Genomic DNA, 19,539 nt, shown 5'->3' with positions numbered 1-19,539 from the left:
CCTTCGTTGCGTCAGGCGGTCTTGTTCTCTTCGCCTGCCGAAGTTTCCGACTTTTCGATCTTGATCGCTTCCGGCTGTTCTTCGGGAATCAACTGCGGATTTTCTTTGACCTTCGTACGGTTTTCGAAAATGCGAACCGCATCCCGGATGATCGGCGGCATCGCGACTCCCATTTTGCCCATGTTTTCAATCACCGATAACAACTCGTTCGCCAGATAGAAAAAGATGACCGCATCGCGAAACATGTGCATGTCGCCCAGCACGCCATCGATAAAATGCGCAATCGCGACGACGGCGAAGATCGCGACTTTAAGAACGATCCCTTTGAATCCCACCCTGCTGCGAAGCTCACCTCGTATCCAAGCCGCAGCCCACCCTGTCAACCAATCGACGATCACGAGGATCAGCAGTAAATTAATAAGCATAGACAGTCCTCCAAAAAGGAAACCGATCGCGAGTCCGACGACCGCGGCCGTTCCTTTGAATAGTTGCTCCCCCATTCTGCGTCCCCCGTTGTGCAAAATAAGCCCCCGGAGGTCCGAGGGCATAAAAATAACCGCGATCCGGGAGGGATGCGGTTTACTCAGGCTTATAATCGCCAGCCAAAAATTCGACTCCGTTTGCTTTGAGTTCGTCATAGACTTTCAGTTTGATCGGATCAGGGATTTCAGAAAACAGTGTTGCTCCGCGCACAACGCGGCCTGCAAGCATTACAATCAGCATAGTTTTGGTACCTCCTTTTGCGAGTTTAAGCAGGGGTCATATCAAAATTCAGACGATCATAATTCTTCCGGCGATCTACCGAGCGCCAGCTTCATAACGTCAACGATCGCTCCCTCGTGCACATCGAGCGTTTCGCCCGTCGTTTGGGCTGTATATTCAAGAACTTTAGTTCGGTTCTCCAGCTCTGTGATTCGAGCCTGCGCCTTTTCAAGCTGGGTTTTTTCAGGCTCCGGCAACGGTAGGTATTCGTAGATAACGCCCGTAACTTCTTCGTCTTCGAACGTTACGTAATAAACAGGCATGTACCCTTCCTTTTCCGGCGCTCTTTCAAAATCGATGTGAATGCCTCCCGGCTGCGCTTCTTCGATTCTCGGAAATGTATTTTCGACCAAAGTTGTGAACAGCGCTTTATCTCCCATTCGGTCGCCATATGTTATATAAAATTCAGGCATATTAATCCTCCCTTATCCATAAATTCCGATCCAATCGCCTTGCCATCTTCCCGGCGCTTGGCTGTTGTTGACGACAACTATCCGAATAGGGCCGTCAAATCTAAAATTAGCAGGAACCACGGCCCCGGCCATATCCGCATTAGTCGCAAATCTGAATTGAACCGTTCGTTGCGTAGCATCAATAAACAATGCCGTCATTCCTTGCCCTGCATTTACTGTTTGGAAAAGGAATATCGACGTTCCTGCTGAATCAAAAAGATACAAATTGATATACCCAGCAGCGTTATAGTTTGTATAAATGTATATGCCCGGATTACGCAAGCCGACTAAAGATAAATAGCGCGATATCGTAGGCAATGTTGCGATTGTGGTGCTGCTCCCGGACGCTACCTCTGCGCCGTATTGCAACCCGCCGGAGAACCGTTCTGCTCGTTGAACACTATTTACTCCCGTTACTAATTCAGCGAATGTCGGCGTACTCCCAGCCTGGGAAACCGTGCCGCCTTTGCCGCTAATGGCCGTTTTCAGGCTGGCTTTTCCGTTAGCGACAGATTGAAAAAGGTCTTCAGTCCAAGGTCCCCAAGAATTAGCAGTACAAATACGTTGTTGATACGTATTTGTGAACATATTTCGGGCGATTTGTACAATATAATAATCTTTTGTATTTGGATGAACTTGAACTTCAAAATGATACCAATCAGTATTAGGGGCATTGACAACTGAACTTCCATTATAGAAACCTACTTTTTTAATATCATTAAGATTCTGTCCCGATATAATTAAACTTAATCCATTATCTTCTGTCAGCTTATGCTTCTGCCACGGATACCCGGAATGGATTTGCTCAACCCAGCCGTTCCAACCTGTTGCATCTTCTTTTCCGGTTCTACGATACAGCGTTCCCGTTGTTCCTCCGAACCCGATTTGATGAACAACGCCTCCGGAGACGTCCATCCACGGCTTATGCGTTTCAAGTAAAACATGAGTTTGACCATCCAAACCAATAGCGGCTCCTACCTTGAATTCTCTCGTCAAACCTTGCACATACGTGCTCGGAGCTGCATTTACGTTACGAGTATCTTTCACGCCTACTGCTGCCCAAGTCGCTTCGTCTTTCGCGCGCCTTACCGCATCCGCCGTAGCAGCCTTTCCCTTACTCGTACTGCTCGTCGTATCGTCCAACTGCACGAGCCCTTTCTGCGTCGTCGATGCATCGGGGATTTCCGGTTCGATCTCCCCAATCTCCGTGCGCATTTCCCCAATTGCAGTGTCCAGCTTGTCCCAGTTCTCGTTCAGCAGCGTGTCGATATTGAAAGTCTGATCCGCGTCGGCGACTTTGTCCGCTTTATGCAGATTGATATTCGGTGTTTTCGAAGACATGCTTTCCCCTCCTTCAAATGTAGAACTTTTTAATTAAAAGCAAACTTGTCGAGCGCCGTCCGATCCAATTGTCCCAGCGTCATTACGCCGTCCACATCGCGAATCAGCAGATAGCTGAATTCGTACTCCACCGTCATATGCGCCGGTTTGATGTCTTCGATCGCGGCTTTCAGGTCGTCCAGATTCGGCGGTAGGCCGATCGTGTCGACGAAATGAATCGTAAACGCCCATTCATCCGGTTGAAAGGTCACATCGACCGTGCCGCGTTCATACGCCGCCGCCACGTTACGCACCATTTTCCCGGAAAAAACGCCGCCGCCACGCAGCTTCGACTCCACGACGGAACGGCGCTGTTCCACCGGCTTCGCCGGATCGACCGCAATATCCAGCTCCCGCTCCCAGATGTCCAATCCCCAGGTCGCCGTACGCACGAAAAACTGATCCAACGTTTCCTCCAGCGCCTGATGCAGCAGATCCATTTCCCGGCCTTTTGCTTCGGCATCCGCACGCATGATCCGGGAATTCTCGTAATAATGCGGCAGATAGGAAAAGAGCTCCTGCCCTTTCGGAGAAAGGGGGAGCTCGTCGAAATTCACAGTATGAGGCGTCGAGACGCCTTTACCTGTCATTTTTACATCCTCACTCATGAACCGTCACCGTCCCCAACACCGCCACCTGATGCTCCTCCATCTCGATATTCCGGTCGCTGGCGCCGCCTACGATCAGGTCGGTATAGTCAATCAGAGGCGGAATATCGAGCAGGATCGCGGCGATCCGCGTGTAACGAACCAGCGGATCTTGAAAAGCCAACTGTTTCAGATACGCGGTCACGCCTTCTTCGATTTGCCTTTTCACATCCGCTGCGGAAGCTCCGCTAGCTAATGTCGGCGTCACTTCGATATCGATCGTCACTTCTTCCGCCGGCATAACGGTCACGGTCGGGCCGGCCGGAGCCGTACCTTCGCCCTGTCCGTCCTGCGTCGGATCGATATAGGTTTGGACCGCCGATACGATCGAAGGGCTTGCTGCGCGTTTATCGTTGTCCAGCAGGTAGATCCCGACCGTGCCCGGACCTTTCCAGAGCGGAACGACCCGACTGGCGCCGACGCCGGGAATCTCGCTCGCCCATTGTCTGTACTGCGCTTTGTTGCCGCTCGTGCCTTGGTTGCGAACTTTGGCGTAAAAGCGCTCCAGCAGCGAGGCATCCGACTCGATGTCGGTTCCTCCTGTCAAAGCTGCCGCATTACTGACTCCCGTCACGCCGGAAACCGAATCGGAGATCAGCGAGATCGCGCCAGGCGGAACATTTCCGGGTTTCCCGGCGATCACCGCACGTACGCTGACCGCTGCTTTGCCCGTTTCACCGATCGTGACTGCTGCCGTCGTCTCATATTCCTTCGACGCTTCGCCGATCTCTTCGTCCGAGGGGGATGATACCGTTGTCCCGGCGGGTACGATCTTGCCCGGCTCCCCGGTAAACGTAACGCTACCTTCCGCAAACGTCGCAGTCCGCCGCGTCACGCCATGCTCGGAAGCCCGCAAGTCCAACTCCTCCGAACGAAAATTTTCATCCGTGCTGGCTACCGTGCTCGCAAACCCTCGCCGCAACAGCTCCTGTGCCCACAACGCCGCTTCCGACAACATAAAAGCCGCCGGGGCCTGCGCATCCCACAAAAAAGACCCCTCCGACTTATCGAGATCATCCGGCAAACGATCCAACATCCGGTTTCGGATCGCATCCTCCGTTTGTTCCTCCAAATAATAAGGAAACTCAGCCAAATCCAATCACCTCGCTTTCCAAAATTTCAATATCCTCCTGCACACTGGTCACTTGGCAACTGAACGTACAACCGTCCCCGATCCAGGCAAAAGAAAACTGATCCACCGAACCTGTCCGATCGTCCGCAAGCAGCGTTTCCGTGACCATTCGTTCGACTTCGCTTTCGATAACCGAACGTGGATGATCGCTGCCGAGCAGGTCTTCGAGTTCGCTGCCGTAGTCGCGGGAATAGATGACATGCCGATAGCGCGGCGTACGGATCGCTTTTTCGCACCATTCCACCCAAGCTTCTCTCGGATTCGCCGCCGCGATCCGTCCGCTCGGCGTCGTCATGAACTCGCCATGCTCATAGTCGAACTTCCAGCTCCGGCCGAACGTGACCGCAGCGGAATCGACTTCGACGTCCGTTTCCTCGTCTCCCCAGAAAAAACCGCCGTTATCCGGAAAAAGATTAGCCATCCGCGCCCACCACCTTGCACAGCACAACCACGTCGCTGCCGCCGTTCACCCGAATCGCCAATACGCGGTCGCCGGGTTGGAATCCGTTGACTTGCAGCGTAACCTCGCCTCCGATCCCCCCACTGCCCATGGAATCGTCGGCGTCTGGTACAGCAGTTCCATTCCCGCCTTCACCAGCTTCCATCGTGCCCGGCAGTTCCGCGACCATGTAATCCTGAATCTCATGCTTGAAATCGTCCAACTTCACGCCGGAAGCCGTCATCGTTCCCAACACGCCGCCGAGGCCGCTTGCCATCTGCTTGGTGTGCCCTTTCATCGCGGAACTCATCATATCGGCGAATTGCCCATACGGATCTTTAGTCAAGATAAAACCTCCTTTTTACCGACGCCTCGGTCGCCAGTTCCAACGTCATCGTGCCCGGATTGCCGAGATCGTGACTGACCGACGTGACGAGCAGCTTCATCCCGCTAAGCTTCACGGCATCGCCTGCCCGAATCGTATTGACGTCAGGCGCCGTTACGGTAAACGTCTCCTGGATTCCGGTCAGATAGCTTTGCGCGAGCTTTTTCGCCGCTTTCGCCGTTTTGACCTGATCGTCGGATACTACCTTTTGCAGCGTGCCCAGCTCTTTGGCCCCTTTTTCCTCGACGGTCAGGATCTTGGATGCGACTTCCTTTCCGTTCGAAGATTCGGCCGCCGCAAGTACCTTCACCTTCGTGACCGCTCCTTCCAACGTACGCATCTGCGCGACGTCGATCAGGCGATCCAGCTCATGCACTTGCGTGTTGCTGCCGAGCTTGAACAGTTCCAGCCCGCGGCTCGTCATCCGGGGATGGTACATGTCGCCGCCCGATTTGGACGTTTCCTTGAGATCCGCGAACAACATGGAAAAAATCGTTTGCGATCGATACACGGCCTTCGCCAGTTTGGTTTTGGTGTCCACCGGATCGCCGAGCGTGATGCCCCAGTCTTTAGCGTACTTTTGCAAACGTTGCGTAGCGGTCTGGTCTTTGGGAAAAAGGTATTCGTCTTCGGATTTCTCCAGGTAGATCATCCGATCGTACAGCGTCAGCGAGATACGTTTGGTGCCGCTGTTCGTGCTTTCCGCTTCCCAGATCACGCCGGGATTCAGCAAAGGAAAGATCTGCGCCTCTTTGCCGAAAGGAACGCCACTTACCCGAATCGGCGTTCCCGGCGTAAAGTCGGGCAGTGTCTTCGCTGTGGACACGGCCAACCGAACGCTCGCCTGATACGCAATTTGGTCGAGCGCGTCACGCATGCTGATGGTCTCGACCATGGGCGTGATATCGGTGTTGCTGCCTACGATCACTTTGTAACTCATTTCGGCAACACCAACTTTTGTCCCGGCTTGATCAGGTTGTAATTGGGGCCGATCACGCTTTTATTTAATACATAGATCAATTGCCACTTGTCGCCCGAACCCAGTTCGAGTTTGGCAATTTTGGACAAGGAATCGCCGCTTTTGACCGTATACGTTTTGCCTGTGGGCTTAAGATCGGTTCGTTTAAGCGCTTTGACCCCGCCGGACTTGCTTTGCAGCTTGGCATCGCGCCAGGTGCGGAACGTCAATTCGAAATAAATGTCTCCCGGCTCTCCGCCTCTGAACGAACTGTTATAGCTGATCAGGTAGACCGGCACGTTGATGCCCGTATGGGAAATGACCAAACGAACCGGCTCAGCCGAAACGAGAAAACGATTCAGCACATTGACCGCAACCATCGGATCGGGAATCTTGCGGAAGCGGCAATAAGACGGATCGTATTCTTTCGGGAAAAACGAAGAAAAACTGATCTCCTTGATCTTGTCGCCCTGCGCGAAATCGAACTCCCCGTGTTGCAGCATGTTGACCGTCTCATATCCTTTCGAACGCGAGAAATTGATCTCTTCAGGATTGACGGGGAAATGAAAATACTTTTTGTCGCCGTAAAACAAATAAATCTCCACGGCTGTCCTCCTTTCCGGGATCGCGGCTGCACAGCCCGTCCCGCTTTCTTACGTCGCCATCGTTCGCGCAGGTCCGGCCGAACCTCCGCCTCCGCCGGACGGCTTGTAGTTCTGGAACGCTTGGCGTACCTTCGCCACGATCGCCGCCCCGATCTTGCCCTCGATTTCGGCGTAGTCGATCTCTTCGTGGATATCGAGCTGTACCGCTCCTTGAGGAATCGTAATCGAGACTTGATTGGTCACTTCTGTTTTGAAATCTTTAAGCATGCCGGAAATGGAACTTAGCTGTGCTTCGCTCAATTGAACAGCTTCCGTTCCTGCTTTAGCCCCATTATTAACGGGAGTCCCTACTTTTGAAACCATGTTCGCATGATCAATCGTAGGAACACTCAAACCGGTCGAAGCCATCGTTGCACCGACTGTTACTGCCTGCATTTGCGGATATTTAGCTTGTGTTATTGCAGGACTTGAAGCGCTGGATGGCGATGCAGGGAGTGCCGCAGAAGAGGGTGCTGTAGTTTCTTCGGCAGACTTCTTGCCAAAAATATTCTTGAACTTCTTTCCAATCCAGTCCACTCCGTCACTGATCGCTTTTCCGCCTTTTTCGAACACTTTTGTCTGTTGTATTAGCTCGCCTGCTTTTCCGCCCAAATAACTTCCTACTACAGCTCCGGCTGGACCGCCAAAAAAAGCTCCGGCTGCGGTACCAACTACAGATCCAATCGCTTTGCCTCGTTCTTCTTTTGGCGCTTGAAATATGGAAGCCACTCCAGATGCAACGGCAAGAGGTACAAATGCTTTTCCTAAAATCTTGCCTCCTGTTTGCAAAAGCTTTTGTCCAGGGACTTTTCCAAGCAAACCTTTACCAGTACTTTTGAAAGCATTAAACTTTTCCCCTATAGAACTCATGAAAGATTTCTTAGGTAGTTTGGTTATGGCATTTTTCTGAGAATCTGCCAGAGTCTTCAGCGGATTGCTTAGCGACTTAGGACCGGCCGGTTTATCTGCTTTTAAAGAAGTACTCTTGCTTACTTTTGGATCGCCTGTTTTGATCGATCCATAACGAGCATGGTAGGATTCAAGCTTTTTGGAAAAAGGCTTAGAGGCAGAAGGCGCTTTGGGGTCACTTGTCTTCATGGGTCCATAGCGGTCGTTATAATTTTTAAGCTTGTCAGAAAAAGGTTTGGGAGCAGGGGATGCTTTAGGCGGCAGCTTTTCTGGCGTTTGAAGTTTCACAGACCCTGGTCTTCCGCGATTCGGTCTGTTTAAACCGCCATTGCTTGACGTCTTGTTTGGAGTCCCTCCACTCTTATTTCCTGTCCCGGCATTTGCGTCAGGGTAAAACTTTTTCTGCTGTTTAATTTGACGCATTTTCGCAGATCCGCGATAAGAAAAGTCCACCAGTGCCAAGATCGTATAAAGGCCACCCAAAACCCCCATAATCTTACTTCCTATACTTTTCGGCTCTTCATCTTTAGCAGTGGATTGAGCAGAAGATTGTGGATCAGCCAAAAAAAGCTGCATCGTGTTACTTCGCGTAGCTTGTGTATTTGATTCAATAGCACTAGCCAGTTTCGAAAAATCGTTATTTGAATCGGAAGCTTCTGTTACACCGGTTTTTTGCTTTTCTGACGTTTGCACTTTCACAGTTCCGGTCGCGTTCAGATTAAGACTATTGAATTGCTTAATTTTTTCGGTGATGCCATTCAGTTTGCTTGTAAGGTTGTCATTGAGCCCGATTTGAACACCAATCTGCAATTGGCTTAATTTTGAAGCTGTAAGGTAAAGAGCAGAAAACTCCCGAGAAGTAGAAACTACTTGCCGTCTCAATCGCTGAACGCCTGCATCGTAATTAATATTTTGTAATCTGCGCGCCGCTTTATAGACCTGATCAAAATAACGAACAGTAGATTTTAATTCGCTGTTCAACTTAGTGATATTCTGATAGCGCGTTTGCCCAAATCGATCAGAAGCACGTTGTATCTGGTCAAAATAACGAATCGTAGCCTTAAGCCCGCCAGCATTTGCCGCAAAGTCTTCTGAATTTGCCATATTTTCACCTCCTATGTCGTTAAATTGTTCATTTATGCTCGCTCAGCGCTTCCAACTCCTCTTCCGAAAAAGCCAAAAGCAACAGCCTCTCCCCGCGCGGCAGCTTCCAAAATTCTCCGGGACGGAGATGGTGGCGTACCCACATGTGGTACATCATCGTCGTTACCCCGCCGGAGTGGATTAGTTTTTTACGTCAGCCAGCTCCACGCCAAAGCCGGACAGCTCCAGCACCTTGTCGCCGACGGCATCGAGTTCGCCTGCCAGCAGCATGCGGCGCACGGCCTGTTCGCCGCCGGACAGCTTAAGCCGGCTCGTGATGCGGGGATCGCCCCAACCGTTCAGTTCCAGCCCTTTGACTTCGAGTTTCGCTGTCGCTTCGGAGATCAGCAGGGCGTTGAACGTCTCGCTGTCGACTTTTTCTTCCGTGCGGCCTTTGACGGTCTTGCGCACCATGCAGCGCTCGCGAATACTGTCCACTTTGCTGGATGTCAGGCCGCGCAGCGTCATGCGAAGATCGAGACGGCGGATAACGACCGTTTCTTCAGGGAGTTTGTCTGCCGCTTCGAATAGCACGTCCAGGATTTGTTCTTCGGACAGGTTTTCGTTGATACTCATGAGATAATTCCTCCTCGGATTTGGGTATGATGATAGCTGAGCGAAAACGCAAACGGCGCGCCGGCGAAGACCTTCTGCCGCACACGCCGATTCGTTTACGTCAAAAAGATCGCGCACAGGGCAGCTCAGCCCTTTTGACGGCGATCTTGGTCAAGTTCTTATCGATGATGCTGCTTTCTTTTGTCATACGCCTATCTTCTCGCAATCGGCAGCTCGGCTATCCTTTTCAATCATCAAGCAACAACCGATCTTACGCCGAATCAGTTCGCGCGGATCGGATCGACCAGCTCGTAGCCTTCGAAGGTAAAGGTCGTTTCTTCCGCAACTTCTTCGCCGGCCGTCCAGTTCGCAAGCTGGATTTTGTCCGGCATGCAGCGGATCAGGCGAACGCGTTCGTGACCGTACGATTCCGGGTCGTCGAGCTTGGAGATGATATCGAACTTCTGGAAGCCGCGGCGGATCATATCCGACGTGACTTTGTAACCGCTCATGGTACCGGTACCTTTTTTCGCGCCGTTTTTATGCACTTTCCAATCGGTTCCGGTCAGGTTCAGCTCGCGCTTTTCGATCTCCACGCTAGCTTCCAGTTTGTTGATATGGGACTGCCATACCCCATCGATATGCAATTGACCGTACGTGCCAAGAATGACTTTCGAAGCATCCAACATAATATTTCCTCCTTGAGATCGTTAATGGTTTATTTTAATGAATATCAGTGTTGAAAAAAGGAGCTGTTGCGCGGCATTCCTACTATGCGCCAACGCTCCTCCGTCTATTTTTACTGGACGTTAAACGTACCGAACAATTGCTCCATCACGTCGGCCAGCTTCACGTTCCATTGCAGGAAGACCTGATCCGCCTCCGGCTTGATAATCGGAGCATCGCCGTAGTAGGCAGGGTCCGGGATCACGTCGAAGCCGTTTTCTTCGATTACGCCGCTTTGGGCGAGCAGGGCCAGGTATTCTTTCATTGCGCCGATCAGCGCCAGACGGCCTTCTTCCGTGTTGTTGACCTTGCCGATGTACGAGTCTTCGGCCGTACGTTGCAGGTCGCTGCTGATCGCATCCATCACGCGGACGGAGCGAATCTTTTTCCAGGCGTTATTTTGACCGGTAGCCGGCGTGACCAATGTGTTGATTCCGCGCAGCGTTTTGACCTGGCGACCGTCATGGAACAGCAGGAACACGCCGTTTTTGACCGCTGTTTCTTGTTCGGAACGCGTCCAGCGGCGAGTCACGTCTTCGAATGGAGCCGCATGGTACGTCGTCGATTCGTTCAAACGCTGTCCGGCGATCAGACCTGCGACATAAGCGCTTGTCTGTGCGGAACTGTAAGAAGCCGAGCCCAATTTGACGCCTGTGCCGACGTTGATAATACCTTCGTGGTTGAGCGCCGTCGAACGAGCGGAAGCCAGCGCAGGTGCATTGACAGCTTTATCGTCGGCTTCGGTACCCCCGACCACCAGCGTTACGCCGCGACCTTCTCCGCGCAGACGCTTCACGAATGCCGCAAAGCTTTGCAGAAGTGCCGAATCGGCTGCGAAATCCAGTGCCAACACATCAAAGTCCGCGCCTTCCAGCGCCGACTGCGACGCAATATAATCCGCATTGCTCAGCTCGCCGTTGCCGCTTGCGCCACCGGTAAACGCCGCACCGGAAACTTGCGACAGAATCGATTCCGGCGCCAGCGCTTCTGCTTTTACCCAGACATTTTCTACGTCCGAGTTAATCGCCTCGACGAATGTCGCCACGCTGCCGGTTTCCGAAACGAATGTACGCAGCAGCTTCGCGCCTTCGTACAGACGCAGTTCCAGTGCATTTTCGTTCGTGACGTTCGGCTGAACTGCAGCACGGAAATTGTTGCCGCGGCTACCTGTATACGAAGCGGTCAGACGCAGCACGTTGGTTTCGCCCGTTTTGAGCGCCAGCGACGCCGCAGCGGCCGTGTCATCGGCGACACGGTAAGCGAGCAGCTTTTTCGGACCGCCCAGCAGAGCCAGATACAACGAATCGTAAGCCGTCGCTCCGCCTGTCGCTTCGTTCGAAAAAGCACGGCTGATCGCAGCTTCGCTGCCGATTTCGATAAATTCCCGTTCAGGTCCCCAGTTGCCTTTGACCAATACCGCTACCGTTCCGCGACTGCCCGGCTGTACCGCCGAAGCCGCTGCCGCCTGAAAATTCATATAAAGTCCCGGAAGGACCGGTTTTTCTGTTGCACTCCAAGTTCCGCCTGCCATATTACTTCACCTTCGCTTTCATAAATTGTTTGATCTTTTGCCTTACTTGTTCGACTGTAAAACGTTTTTCCGATTCGCCGCAGAGCGCAGCGTGCACGACTTCTTTGCGCACGCCGAATAGGTCTTCCGCATGCGGCATCAGTTCATCTGCCGTATACAAAGCCGCTTCTCGGCGAGTATCGGCTTCAACCTTCGTCATACCTGCCATATTCATCCCGCCTTATTGTCCATCTTGATCGGTAGGTTCACAGGACGCTTCAATCTCCATGCTTCAGTCCGACTTCACCGATCAACACTGGTGGTTCGGTCTCTCCGGGTTGACCTCCAGGATCAACCACGCGCTCCAGCACATCGAGTCGAAATTGACCTTTCAACATTCCGTCGGCTTCCAGATCCGCAACTACGTCCGCAATCGTTGCTCCGCGACGCCCCGGCGCCGTAGGCTTCAATCGCGGAGTCGCGCTAAGCCGTTCGGCCAAAAGAACAAGTGCCTCACGCTCCTCGGAGGGCACTCGCCCCAATACATGTGCAGCGTATGTCCGCCTTACATCGAACGCAGAAGGCTTGGCCGTTACTTTTCGACTGCCCGACAGCCGCCATAATACGCAAGGTCTTGCAACCGCCGATGCCCAGCGATCCGTATGGATCTGCCAGTCTGTTCCGAGCAGATCGGACGTCAACTTGGATAAGCTGCTTAATTCTGTCCCTGCTTCGTTTGTATCCGGTACAACAACGGCGCTAGCCGGCTGTCGATACACCGCGAACCGCAAACCGCGTGTCAGACTTCCGATACCAAGTACAGCGTCTGTACGATCCCCGTCCGCCGATCCGGCAAAGACGCAGGTGAACGGGGATTTGATAAGATTACTCCCGCTACTTGCCGCTTGCTCACCCGAAGTCGATGCGTCTTTTGCCGCCGAATCACCGCCAAGCACCGACTCGTGCAGCGCCGCTTCAATCTTTTCAGCCAGCTCTTCCACCTTGTCAAAACCGCCAGCAGCCTCATCGGCATAAGGCCAAATCTTCACGATGCGCCGATAACCGGCCCAATCGTTTTTGCGAATCTCTTCGCCGAAAGTGACCACTGCACCGATCCCTGTATAGATTTGGCCAGTGGAAGGCAAATCATGCACGCGGTCAGCCAATTCCGGAATTCGTTCTTCCAATGCTTTTTTGATCGTCTCGCGAATAACACATCCTCCTTCCTTTCCCGCTCCATGCCCAAAACCGCCGACAGATACTCCGACGACGGGTTTGATATTTTCGCGTTTATTTCTGTTTATGTTCCAACTTCGGGAGTCTTGCCAGAACCTGTTCACGCCGCCTGTTGCATGACAAAAACGGCTGCGTCGCCCGTAAGGGCCGCACCCGTCTTTTCAGCGGATATGAGCTTCTCTGAGCTTTCGGCGCCTGGCCTCTCGCTCAACTTCCCGATGATATAATCTTACCGCCTTTTTCACCAAACGGAGACGGTGAAGCGTCCGGTTTCTGTCCGATAAAAGGTGGGAAAAAGACGAACCGTAGGTGGAAAAAGAGCGGAATACCTCTGCCGACCGCGTAGCTACGGGGTTTGACGGCTCAAACATTCCATTTCCGTTGATTCGAATCCTTGAGTGATCCGAAAACCTCTTAATTAGAAGAATTACAAATCCATGCGCTCAAGCACCCGATTCTTCTATATAAAGATATGCACCTTCACTCCGTCATATGTATATACTTCGTGTTGAGCTACTCTCATTTGAATTACCTCCATTTTAGGTTGCTACTTAGGTATTCTACTATAGTAATTCGATAAAAAAGGAATTTTCCAACCCGAATCTTGAATCTATTCTTTATACTGCTTCACGAGAAAGGAGTGACGTTTGTGACATTCACGCCGAAACAGATGCTGCTGGTTTGCAAAGGTGACTCCGAAATCGAGGACGTCTTCACTCTAATTTTGGAGAAAAATCGGATGCTACGTGAACAGGTACAGCTTCAAAAGCTGAAAAAACGCATGCATTAGCTGGAACGACAGCTCGGTTAAAAAATTCAAAACAGCAGAAAGCCTACGAATTCCCGAATCGTCGGCGATAAAAAAGAGGCCCCTCGCGGGCATGACGTCCACACGCTCCGCTTTGCGGATTGCTCGTATGAAATCATCCTCCACTCGCTCGAAACTCGACCCGGCTATCAAGCGACGCTTCGAGATGTTCCGGCTCACGCTCATGAAGTCCGACAGGTTGAATACCTGCCGAGCCCATGCATGGTCGTGACCGAATTGCCAATCCGCGCACAAAATCGTTCCCTTACTACGACGTCAAAGCTCGGGCTCCCTTTCTGAAAGGCTTGCGTGCCTGAAACCAATACGGCCTTAATTTTTCTCGGCTTGGACGACCTACTTGAGCGTGTACCAATTGCTGCTGGCGCGAGGGAAGCTGGGTTCAAAACGAGCACTGGGAAAAAATAGGCCTCGTGGACGAAAAATGGGTAGCAAAGCGAGCAATCTCAGAAAAAGAATGAACGCGCAAAAACCGGCGTTCCTCCGCTTTCTTTCCGATGTCCGGTTGCCATTTGACCACAACCAGGACGAACGAGACATTGGCATGACGAAGGTGAAACAGAATGTATCCGACTGTTTTCGGACCGAGCAGGAAGCGAATCAATTTACTCGGCTGCACTCGGTTATTTCAACCATGATGAAACAGGGCAAGCCACTTCTCGACTCGTTGACCTAAGCCTTATACCAGCGTAACTCGCTGGTAAGGGGATAAGTAGGAACTGAAAATCTACTTAATTAGCTTTAGAACTACTCATAATATTGAGTGTAAAAAAAGAGCACCGCTACGTCTCGACATCAGGGATGCTCCCATCTTCATTGTACTTCCTAATCAATCGTCACTAATTGCCATTTACCATTTCCGTCTTTTTCAAAATAGTAATAATAACCACCAGTTTGAACAGAATCACTTCCTGCCATCAAAACATCGTGATCCACCTTTACAAGAACTTTATTATCTTCTTCTCTGACATCTGAAATACTTTTAAAATCGTATTGGTCTTTGAGCATATAATCAAACGCACCTGATGCATCCGGCATAACTTCTTCATTTAACTTCTTTGCATCCTTTTGAATAATTGCATCGAGGGTTGCTCTTAACTTAGTTTCAATATCTTGGTTCCATAGAGGACTAGTGACTGCACTCCAATCCACATGGACACCTGCATCAATTGCCGTTTCATTTTTCGTATCACTAGTTTTTGTCGTAGCTTCTTGAGCTGCAACCGGCTCTTTAGTGTCCGATTCAGCTCCACAGGCTATTAAGAAACTGAAACCTAACATCGTAATACTGATAGCAGAAATAATTTTTTTCATGTCGCACATCCTTTCAACAAAATAGACATTTTAAATTTCAAAAAGATTCGCTTTTTGAAAAAATAAATTCCAAAAACAAAAAACCCAGATGCCTTTAAAGGCATCTGGGTTTTTTTTATAAACTAAATATTTATTTCAAACTGTTTTGAGTCAAGATCTCAAAGCCAACATTTCTGGAACCTTCCGTGAACTTGCTGCAATAGTAGTCGTTCCTGCTCTCATTTGTGAAGATCCCCCACTATCTAAGAAGATTCCGTTAACAAGTGTACCAAAACCGATACTTCCAAGAATAGCAGTTCGGAATTGCTCAGCTGTACATTGAGTCGGAGTCATGATGAGCCAAATATTATTGGTGTTGTTGTAGACTACGCCCGATCGCTGAGTATCACTATCAATACCTTGCATGTTCTCATTCTGAGCTCTTTGTTTCCAAACGCCGGGATTTTGGAATGTCATACTGATGCCACCCTGTGCCCAGTATTGGTTTCGACTAACTACATTATATACATCTATGTCTTCTCGCCTATCACCGCCTGTCTCAAACAAATTCAATCACTTCTCCATATTTCAATATTGTCAAGATGCTTGCCCTATGCTACTATATAGTGTATGTGATTATTGATTATTTTAAGAAGGAGTTGAAAATAGATGAAACAAGGAATTCACCCGAACTACCAACCGGTAGTATTCATGGACACGAGCACAGGACACCAGTTCCTGAGCGCTTCGACTCGTAAATCCAATGAAACCGTAGCTTGGGAAGACGGCAACACGTACCCGCTGATCAAAGTGGAAATCACTTCCGATTCGCACCCGTTCTTCACTGGCAAACAGAAGATTCTTGATGCCGGCGGCCAAGTCGAGCGTTTCAAAAAGAAATACAACTTGTAAGATCAAGCTCGCGCAAGCGAACTTCTACGACCAGGCAGCGGAATCTTCCGACGCCTGTTTTTTTTTGCGTTTTTTTGGGCGCCGGGATCTTTATGCAAAAAAGCCGCGATTCCCGATAAAGGGAGTCGCAGCTTTTGCGATTGCGTTTCGGACCGATCGAGATTCGATTTCGGTTCGTTTTTCCGTTTGCTTTTAACCTGCGAGATTCGGCCACGCGATTTTGTACAGTTCCAAAAAACTCGCTTTGCCTGGCACGTCTTTCAACACTTTCCATCCGTCCGCTCCTTTTTCCATGCGGATCGCGCCTTTCATCGGCAGCGGTTCGCGATTGCCGGAGAACACCAGATTCAGCTTGTAATCGAACGTGACCTGATTGTTTTCAAGGTCTATGTTTCTCGTCGTCATCGTCAGATCTTCGACCGTCAATTCCGAATCGGTGCGGATCGCCGCTTGATACGGCATATCTCCGGCCCGGTTGGCGAAGTAACTCGACAAAAACTCGTTTTCCGCGTATGCGGATAACTCGGCATGACGTTTTTCGATCCAGGCTTCCATGCTCGACGTGTCTTCGTTTTCTACCCGAAACTCGCGTTCGTATACGTCCAACTTTTCCGGAGTCACTGTCAGATCTTCTTTTTTGAAGTCTTCCGCGACCTCTCGCGCCTGCGCTTCGGCTTCCGCGGCCAAAGTCTGCGCGTTCTGCTCCGTCTGTCCGCCGCCGACCGCGCCTCCCGCATTGCTTCCTGCCGATCCCGGATCGGTCTGCGATTGCCCGGCCACTTGCGTTTGCGCGGCGTTCGGCGTCCCATTGTCCAGCCACCCTGCGGAATTCGCTCCCCAGATACCTCCGAAAATCACCCCGGCTGCCACGATTGCTCCAAAAGCCGTTTTGCCTTTGTTTCGTGTCGGTGCGTATGCGTGTTTCATCGTCGATTCCTCCTTGATCTTGCGCATTTGCGCGAGCGTGGGCTCCTGGCTCATCTGCCCCGGCTCGCGGCTTAGCGTATCGTACCAATTTGGCCGCACGTCCCGATCTTGCCTCTTTTCCTGACTATCGTTCAGTCCCTTGAATCGGTTCATGCCTGTTCCTCCCCGTTCATCATGCGCTCTATCCGGCTTCTTGCACGCGACAATCTCGATTTATACGTGCCTTCGGGGATGCCCAGCATTTCCGCGCCTTCGCGCGCCGTCATGCCGTAATGGGCTTCGAGCAGCAGCGTCTCGCGCAATTTGTCCGGCAGCCGGAACACCAACTCCCAAATCCGCCGCTCGCCCGCTTCGGCCAGATACGCTTTTTCCGCCGACGCTTCCGTCCCCCCATGCTCCACTTGCGAAAAAGGCAATACCCGACGTACAAACGCGGAACGCTTATGGTTGATGTACGTGTTTCGAGCGATTTTCATCAGCCATGTTTTGATCGAAGAGTCTCCTCTGAACGAGTTCCATCCGCGCAGCGCCCGAATGAACGTATCTTGAGTCAGGTCGTCGGCCGTAGGTCGGCTTCCTGTCATGAAGAAGAGATATTTCCACACTTCCCCCCAATAAGTGCGTATGACGGTATCCGGATCGGCGGCCTGCATCTTCGCGTCCGGATTTCCTCTCATTTTATCCATCTGCTCACCTCTTCTACCCTTTTAGACAAGACAGACCTGAGATCGTTCCCTTTTTCCGAAAAAAGTTCTGTTTTTTTGAATATCCTTTTGCTTTCGTGCAGTTGTTCCGCTAAGCTCGCTGCTTCTCGCCCTTGCCGCGTCCGCTTTCCGACGTTTTCGCCAACAATTCATCCAACGGGATCAACCCCATTGCCGACAGCGTCAGAGCCATTTTGTAAAAAGCGCCGGTACGCACCTTCACGTACGTATCTTTGCTGATCGGCGGGTCGAATACGTGGTTGTACACTTTATAATCGAATACATCGTCCTGCTTCATATAGCGTTCGCGCAGCAGCAGCCGTTCCCGATCGTTCAACCGCTCCACGATCCGCTCGATCCGTTCGCAATAAGCGACACGGGCAGCCGGCATATCTACATTATATATAGCGGTTCGAGCTGTGGAGTCGCTGGTCGTACCCGTGTAGCCCGAAGGCGTCTCGTTATAAGAAGATGTGACGCGTGCTTCCCGTTCCTCGAACGTAATCGTTTTGTAAATGCGGTATTTCTCCATGGCGGCCTCGATAGCAGCCTGCGTTTTTCGGCGATCGAGCTTGGGCAAATTCAATGTGGCATCCATTTTGATCTCTCCTTTTGTTGTCTTTTGGCAATAATTAAAGCAAGCAAGTCCGTCTTCTTAAGATTTTGTTCGCATCTTGTTCGTATTCATGTTTTAACCTTACCACATCTTTTCCAAACTCGTAAAGAACCATTTTGACGTTTTCTTCCACTTGAACAGCTTGTCCCGCTCAAAAATGATATTTACGTGCGAATGATTCGTTTACGGTTCAAGAACGAATCCGGCAGACGAGCTCCGTATTCATTCGGGACAACCTGCTCGCGCCAGACATGAATTTTTTGTAGACATTCCGTACTTTCCGCCTTTTGGCAATATTTTTTATTCACACATTTACCCGGCACCGGATATTGGGTATATTAAACAGAGAGGGAACGCCGGGCGATCGGCTAAATTGACGAAGCGAGGAAGGATGCGCATATGGAAAAGCGATTCGGTAGTTATTTGAGACAGGTTCGCGAACGCAAAGGCTGGAGCATTAACCGTCTGGCCGGAGCAGCGGGTGTCAGCACGTCGCAGATCTCCCGCATCGAGCACGGCCTTCGGGGCGTGCCCAAGCCGCAGACGATCACGAAGATTGCGCAAGCGCTCGGCGTTCCGTACGAAGAGATGATGAACGAAGCCGGCTATCTGCCCGATGCCCATGAAGGAACGGCGCCGGAATGGGCCAGTTCGCGCGACAAACGGGATTTCAAAAAGATGCTTGAAGAAGACGGCGAGCTGATGTTCGACGGCATTCCCCTGGATCGCGAAGACAAGCAGCGGATCAAAGACGTGCTGACCGGACTTTTCTGGGAAGCCAAGCAAATGAACAAACGCAAAAGCTGACACACCCGAACATTCCGCCAAAAGGAGGGCACGGACGGTGGACTCTATGACCCAACTCGTCGATCGACTTATTCGCATGACCCGCACGACCGATCCGTTTGCCATGGCTGAATCGCTCGGTATCCATATCCGTTACATGGACCTCGGCAAATCGACCAAAGGATTGTATTATCGCAAGCTTCGCAGGCGTTTCATCGTCATCAACGAGCAGCTTCCCGAAGAATGGCGGAATTTCGTTTGCGCGCACGAGCTTGGACACGACCGCCTGCACAAAGGAGTGAACCGGTTTTTTATCGAGGAGCATTCTTTTTTCAGCGCGGGCAAGCTTGAGCGTCAAGCCAATCGCTTCGCTATGCTGCTTCTGACCAGCAAGACCGAACCGATTCCCGGCGAATCGTTCGAACGGTTTCTGCTGCGCAGCGGAATTCCGGCGGAATGCGTTTATTTTTTTGTCCAATGATCGAACATACGTTCCAAACCTTATTAGGACCTATTACCTATTTCCATTTTTTTATATTCAAAACGTAACGTTCTGGGGTTTTTTTCCGATAATAAAGGAGACGGAACGGCTGAACC

26 protein-coding genes are annotated in these 19,539 nt (G+C 51.1%); 4 read left to right on the top strand and 22 right to left on the bottom strand.

Annotation, left to right across the window (positions count from 1 at the left end):
- Positions 1-11: 11 nt before the first annotated feature.
- From WKI47_RS22030 to WKI47_RS21950, 17 genes are all read right to left on the bottom strand, one after another.
- Positions 12-500 carry a phage holin family protein gene (locus tag WKI47_RS22030; RefSeq protein ID WP_340229342.1) on the bottom strand — a complete coding sequence of 163 codons (489 nt, stop codon included), beginning with the start codon at positions 498-500 and terminating at the stop codon, positions 12-14.
- Between the two features lie 79 nt (positions 501-579).
- On the bottom strand, positions 580-723 hold the full coding sequence (locus WKI47_RS22025) for a hypothetical protein (RefSeq protein WP_340229341.1): 144 nt from the start codon (positions 721-723) through the stop codon (positions 580-582).
- A 56-nt stretch (positions 724-779) separates the two neighbouring features.
- Complete coding sequence (locus tag WKI47_RS22020; protein ID WP_340229340.1) at positions 780-1,175, bottom strand: hypothetical protein; 396 nt, start codon at positions 1,173-1,175, stop codon at positions 780-782.
- 12 nt (positions 1,176-1,187) lie between these two features.
- A complete protein-coding gene (locus WKI47_RS22015) occupies positions 1,188-2,555 on the bottom strand; it encodes a pyocin knob domain-containing protein (RefSeq protein ID WP_340229339.1) in 1,368 nt (455 codons plus the stop codon).
- Positions 2,556-2,584: 29 nt separating this feature from the next.
- A complete protein-coding gene (locus WKI47_RS22010) occupies positions 2,585-3,184 on the bottom strand; it encodes a YmfQ family protein (protein WP_340229705.1) in 600 nt (199 codons plus the stop codon).
- Positions 3,185-3,194: 10 nt separating this feature from the next.
- On the bottom strand, positions 3,195-4,334 hold the full coding sequence (locus WKI47_RS22005) for a baseplate J/gp47 family protein (RefSeq protein WP_340229338.1): 1,140 nt from the start codon (positions 4,332-4,334) through the stop codon (positions 3,195-3,197).
- Positions 4,327-4,794, bottom strand: a complete 468-nt coding sequence (locus tag WKI47_RS22000) for a DUF2634 domain-containing protein (RefSeq protein ID WP_340229337.1) — start codon at positions 4,792-4,794, stop codon at positions 4,327-4,329. The genes WKI47_RS22005 and WKI47_RS22000 overlap by 8 nt, the downstream gene beginning before the upstream one ends.
- The gene (locus WKI47_RS21995) at positions 4,787-5,158 is read right to left on the bottom strand and encodes a hypothetical protein (RefSeq protein ID WP_340229336.1); all 372 of its coding nucleotides are present in this window, start codon (positions 5,156-5,158) and stop codon (positions 4,787-4,789) included. The genes WKI47_RS22000 and WKI47_RS21995 overlap by 8 nt, the downstream gene beginning before the upstream one ends.
- A complete protein-coding gene (locus WKI47_RS21990) occupies positions 5,151-6,137 on the bottom strand; it encodes an XkdQ/YqbQ family protein (RefSeq protein ID WP_340229335.1) in 987 nt (328 codons plus the stop codon). Before WKI47_RS21990 ends, WKI47_RS21995 begins: the two co-directional genes overlap by 8 nt.
- Entirely contained in the window at positions 6,134-6,760 is a 627-nt protein-coding gene (locus WKI47_RS21985) for a LysM peptidoglycan-binding domain-containing protein (RefSeq protein ID WP_340229334.1), read from the bottom strand. The genes WKI47_RS21990 and WKI47_RS21985 overlap by 4 nt, the downstream gene beginning before the upstream one ends.
- Before the next feature lie 48 nt (positions 6,761-6,808).
- Positions 6,809-8,812 (bottom strand): hypothetical protein, encoded by a 2,004-nt coding sequence (locus WKI47_RS21980; RefSeq protein WP_340229333.1) that lies wholly within the window; start codon positions 8,810-8,812, stop codon positions 6,809-6,811.
- Between the two features lie 28 nt (positions 8,813-8,840).
- Entirely contained in the window at positions 8,841-8,969 is a 129-nt protein-coding gene (locus WKI47_RS21975; protein ID WP_340229332.1) for a hypothetical protein, read from the bottom strand.
- Positions 8,970-8,992: 23 nt separating this feature from the next.
- Positions 8,993-9,427, bottom strand: coding sequence for a phage tail assembly chaperone (locus WKI47_RS21970; protein WP_340229331.1), 435 nt, complete (start codon positions 9,425-9,427; stop codon positions 8,993-8,995).
- Between the two features lie 260 nt (positions 9,428-9,687).
- Positions 9,688-10,095, bottom strand: coding sequence for a phage tail tube protein (locus tag WKI47_RS21965; protein WP_340229330.1), 408 nt, complete (start codon positions 10,093-10,095; stop codon positions 9,688-9,690).
- Positions 10,096-10,205: 110 nt separating this feature from the next.
- Entirely contained in the window at positions 10,206-11,663 is a 1,458-nt protein-coding gene (locus tag WKI47_RS21960) for a phage tail sheath family protein (protein WP_340229329.1), read from the bottom strand.
- 1 nt (position 11,664) lies between these two features.
- Positions 11,665-11,871, bottom strand: a complete 207-nt coding sequence (locus tag WKI47_RS21955; RefSeq protein WP_340229328.1) for a hypothetical protein — start codon at positions 11,869-11,871, stop codon at positions 11,665-11,667.
- Positions 11,872-11,920: 49 nt separating this feature from the next.
- Positions 11,921-12,829, bottom strand: coding sequence for a hypothetical protein (locus WKI47_RS21950; protein WP_340229327.1), 909 nt, complete (start codon positions 12,827-12,829; stop codon positions 11,921-11,923).
- A 1,221-nt stretch (positions 12,830-14,050) separates the two neighbouring features.
- Here WKI47_RS21950 and WKI47_RS21945 point away from each other — a divergent pair.
- On the top strand, positions 14,051-14,380 hold the full coding sequence (locus WKI47_RS21945; RefSeq protein ID WP_340229704.1) for an IS66 family transposase: 330 nt from the start codon (positions 14,051-14,053) through the stop codon (positions 14,378-14,380).
- A gap of 149 nt (positions 14,381-14,529) precedes the next feature.
- On the opposite strand, the gene WKI47_RS21940 is transcribed toward WKI47_RS21945, so the two are convergent.
- The gene (locus tag WKI47_RS21940; RefSeq protein WP_340229326.1) at positions 14,530-15,018 is read right to left on the bottom strand and encodes a hypothetical protein; all 489 of its coding nucleotides are present in this window, start codon (positions 15,016-15,018) and stop codon (positions 14,530-14,532) included.
- Between the two features lie 150 nt (positions 15,019-15,168).
- Positions 15,169-15,474 carry a hypothetical protein gene (locus WKI47_RS21935; protein WP_340229325.1) on the bottom strand — a complete coding sequence of 102 codons (306 nt, stop codon included), beginning with the start codon at positions 15,472-15,474 and terminating at the stop codon, positions 15,169-15,171.
- A 192-nt stretch (positions 15,475-15,666) separates the two neighbouring features.
- On the opposite strand from WKI47_RS21935, the gene WKI47_RS21930 reads away from it, so the two are divergent.
- Complete coding sequence (locus WKI47_RS21930) at positions 15,667-15,909, top strand: type B 50S ribosomal protein L31 (protein ID WP_037283662.1); 243 nt, start codon at positions 15,667-15,669, stop codon at positions 15,907-15,909.
- A gap of 192 nt (positions 15,910-16,101) precedes the next feature.
- Here the strand turns inward: WKI47_RS21930 and WKI47_RS21925 are convergent, their stop codons facing one another.
- From WKI47_RS21925 to WKI47_RS21915, 3 genes are all read right to left on the bottom strand, one after another.
- Positions 16,102-16,989, bottom strand: a complete 888-nt coding sequence (locus WKI47_RS21925; protein WP_340229324.1) for a hypothetical protein — start codon at positions 16,987-16,989, stop codon at positions 16,102-16,104.
- The gene (locus WKI47_RS21920) at positions 16,986-17,522 is read right to left on the bottom strand and encodes an RNA polymerase sigma factor (protein WP_340229323.1); all 537 of its coding nucleotides are present in this window, start codon (positions 17,520-17,522) and stop codon (positions 16,986-16,988) included. Before WKI47_RS21920 ends, WKI47_RS21925 begins: the two co-directional genes overlap by 4 nt.
- Positions 17,523-17,631: 109 nt before the next feature.
- A complete protein-coding gene (locus WKI47_RS21915) occupies positions 17,632-18,138 on the bottom strand; it encodes an ArpU family phage packaging/lysis transcriptional regulator (RefSeq protein ID WP_340229322.1) in 507 nt (168 codons plus the stop codon).
- A 417-nt stretch (positions 18,139-18,555) separates the two neighbouring features.
- Between WKI47_RS21915 and WKI47_RS21910 the strand changes: the two genes are divergently transcribed.
- The gene (locus tag WKI47_RS21910; protein ID WP_340229321.1) at positions 18,556-18,963 is read left to right on the top strand and encodes a helix-turn-helix transcriptional regulator; all 408 of its coding nucleotides are present in this window, start codon (positions 18,556-18,558) and stop codon (positions 18,961-18,963) included.
- A 46-nt stretch (positions 18,964-19,009) separates the two neighbouring features.
- A complete protein-coding gene (locus WKI47_RS21905) occupies positions 19,010-19,423 on the top strand; it encodes an ImmA/IrrE family metallo-endopeptidase (RefSeq protein WP_340229703.1) in 414 nt (137 codons plus the stop codon).
- Positions 19,424-19,539 lie beyond the last annotated feature (116 nt).

Origin of the sequence: Saccharibacillus sacchari (assembly GCF_037722395.1) — a bacterium.
Classification (GTDB): Bacteria; Bacillota; Bacilli; order Paenibacillales; family Paenibacillaceae; genus Saccharibacillus; species Saccharibacillus sacchari_A.
The sequence above is the reverse complement of the archived record's forward strand: the minus strand, read 5'-3'. Positions and strand labels throughout refer to the sequence as shown.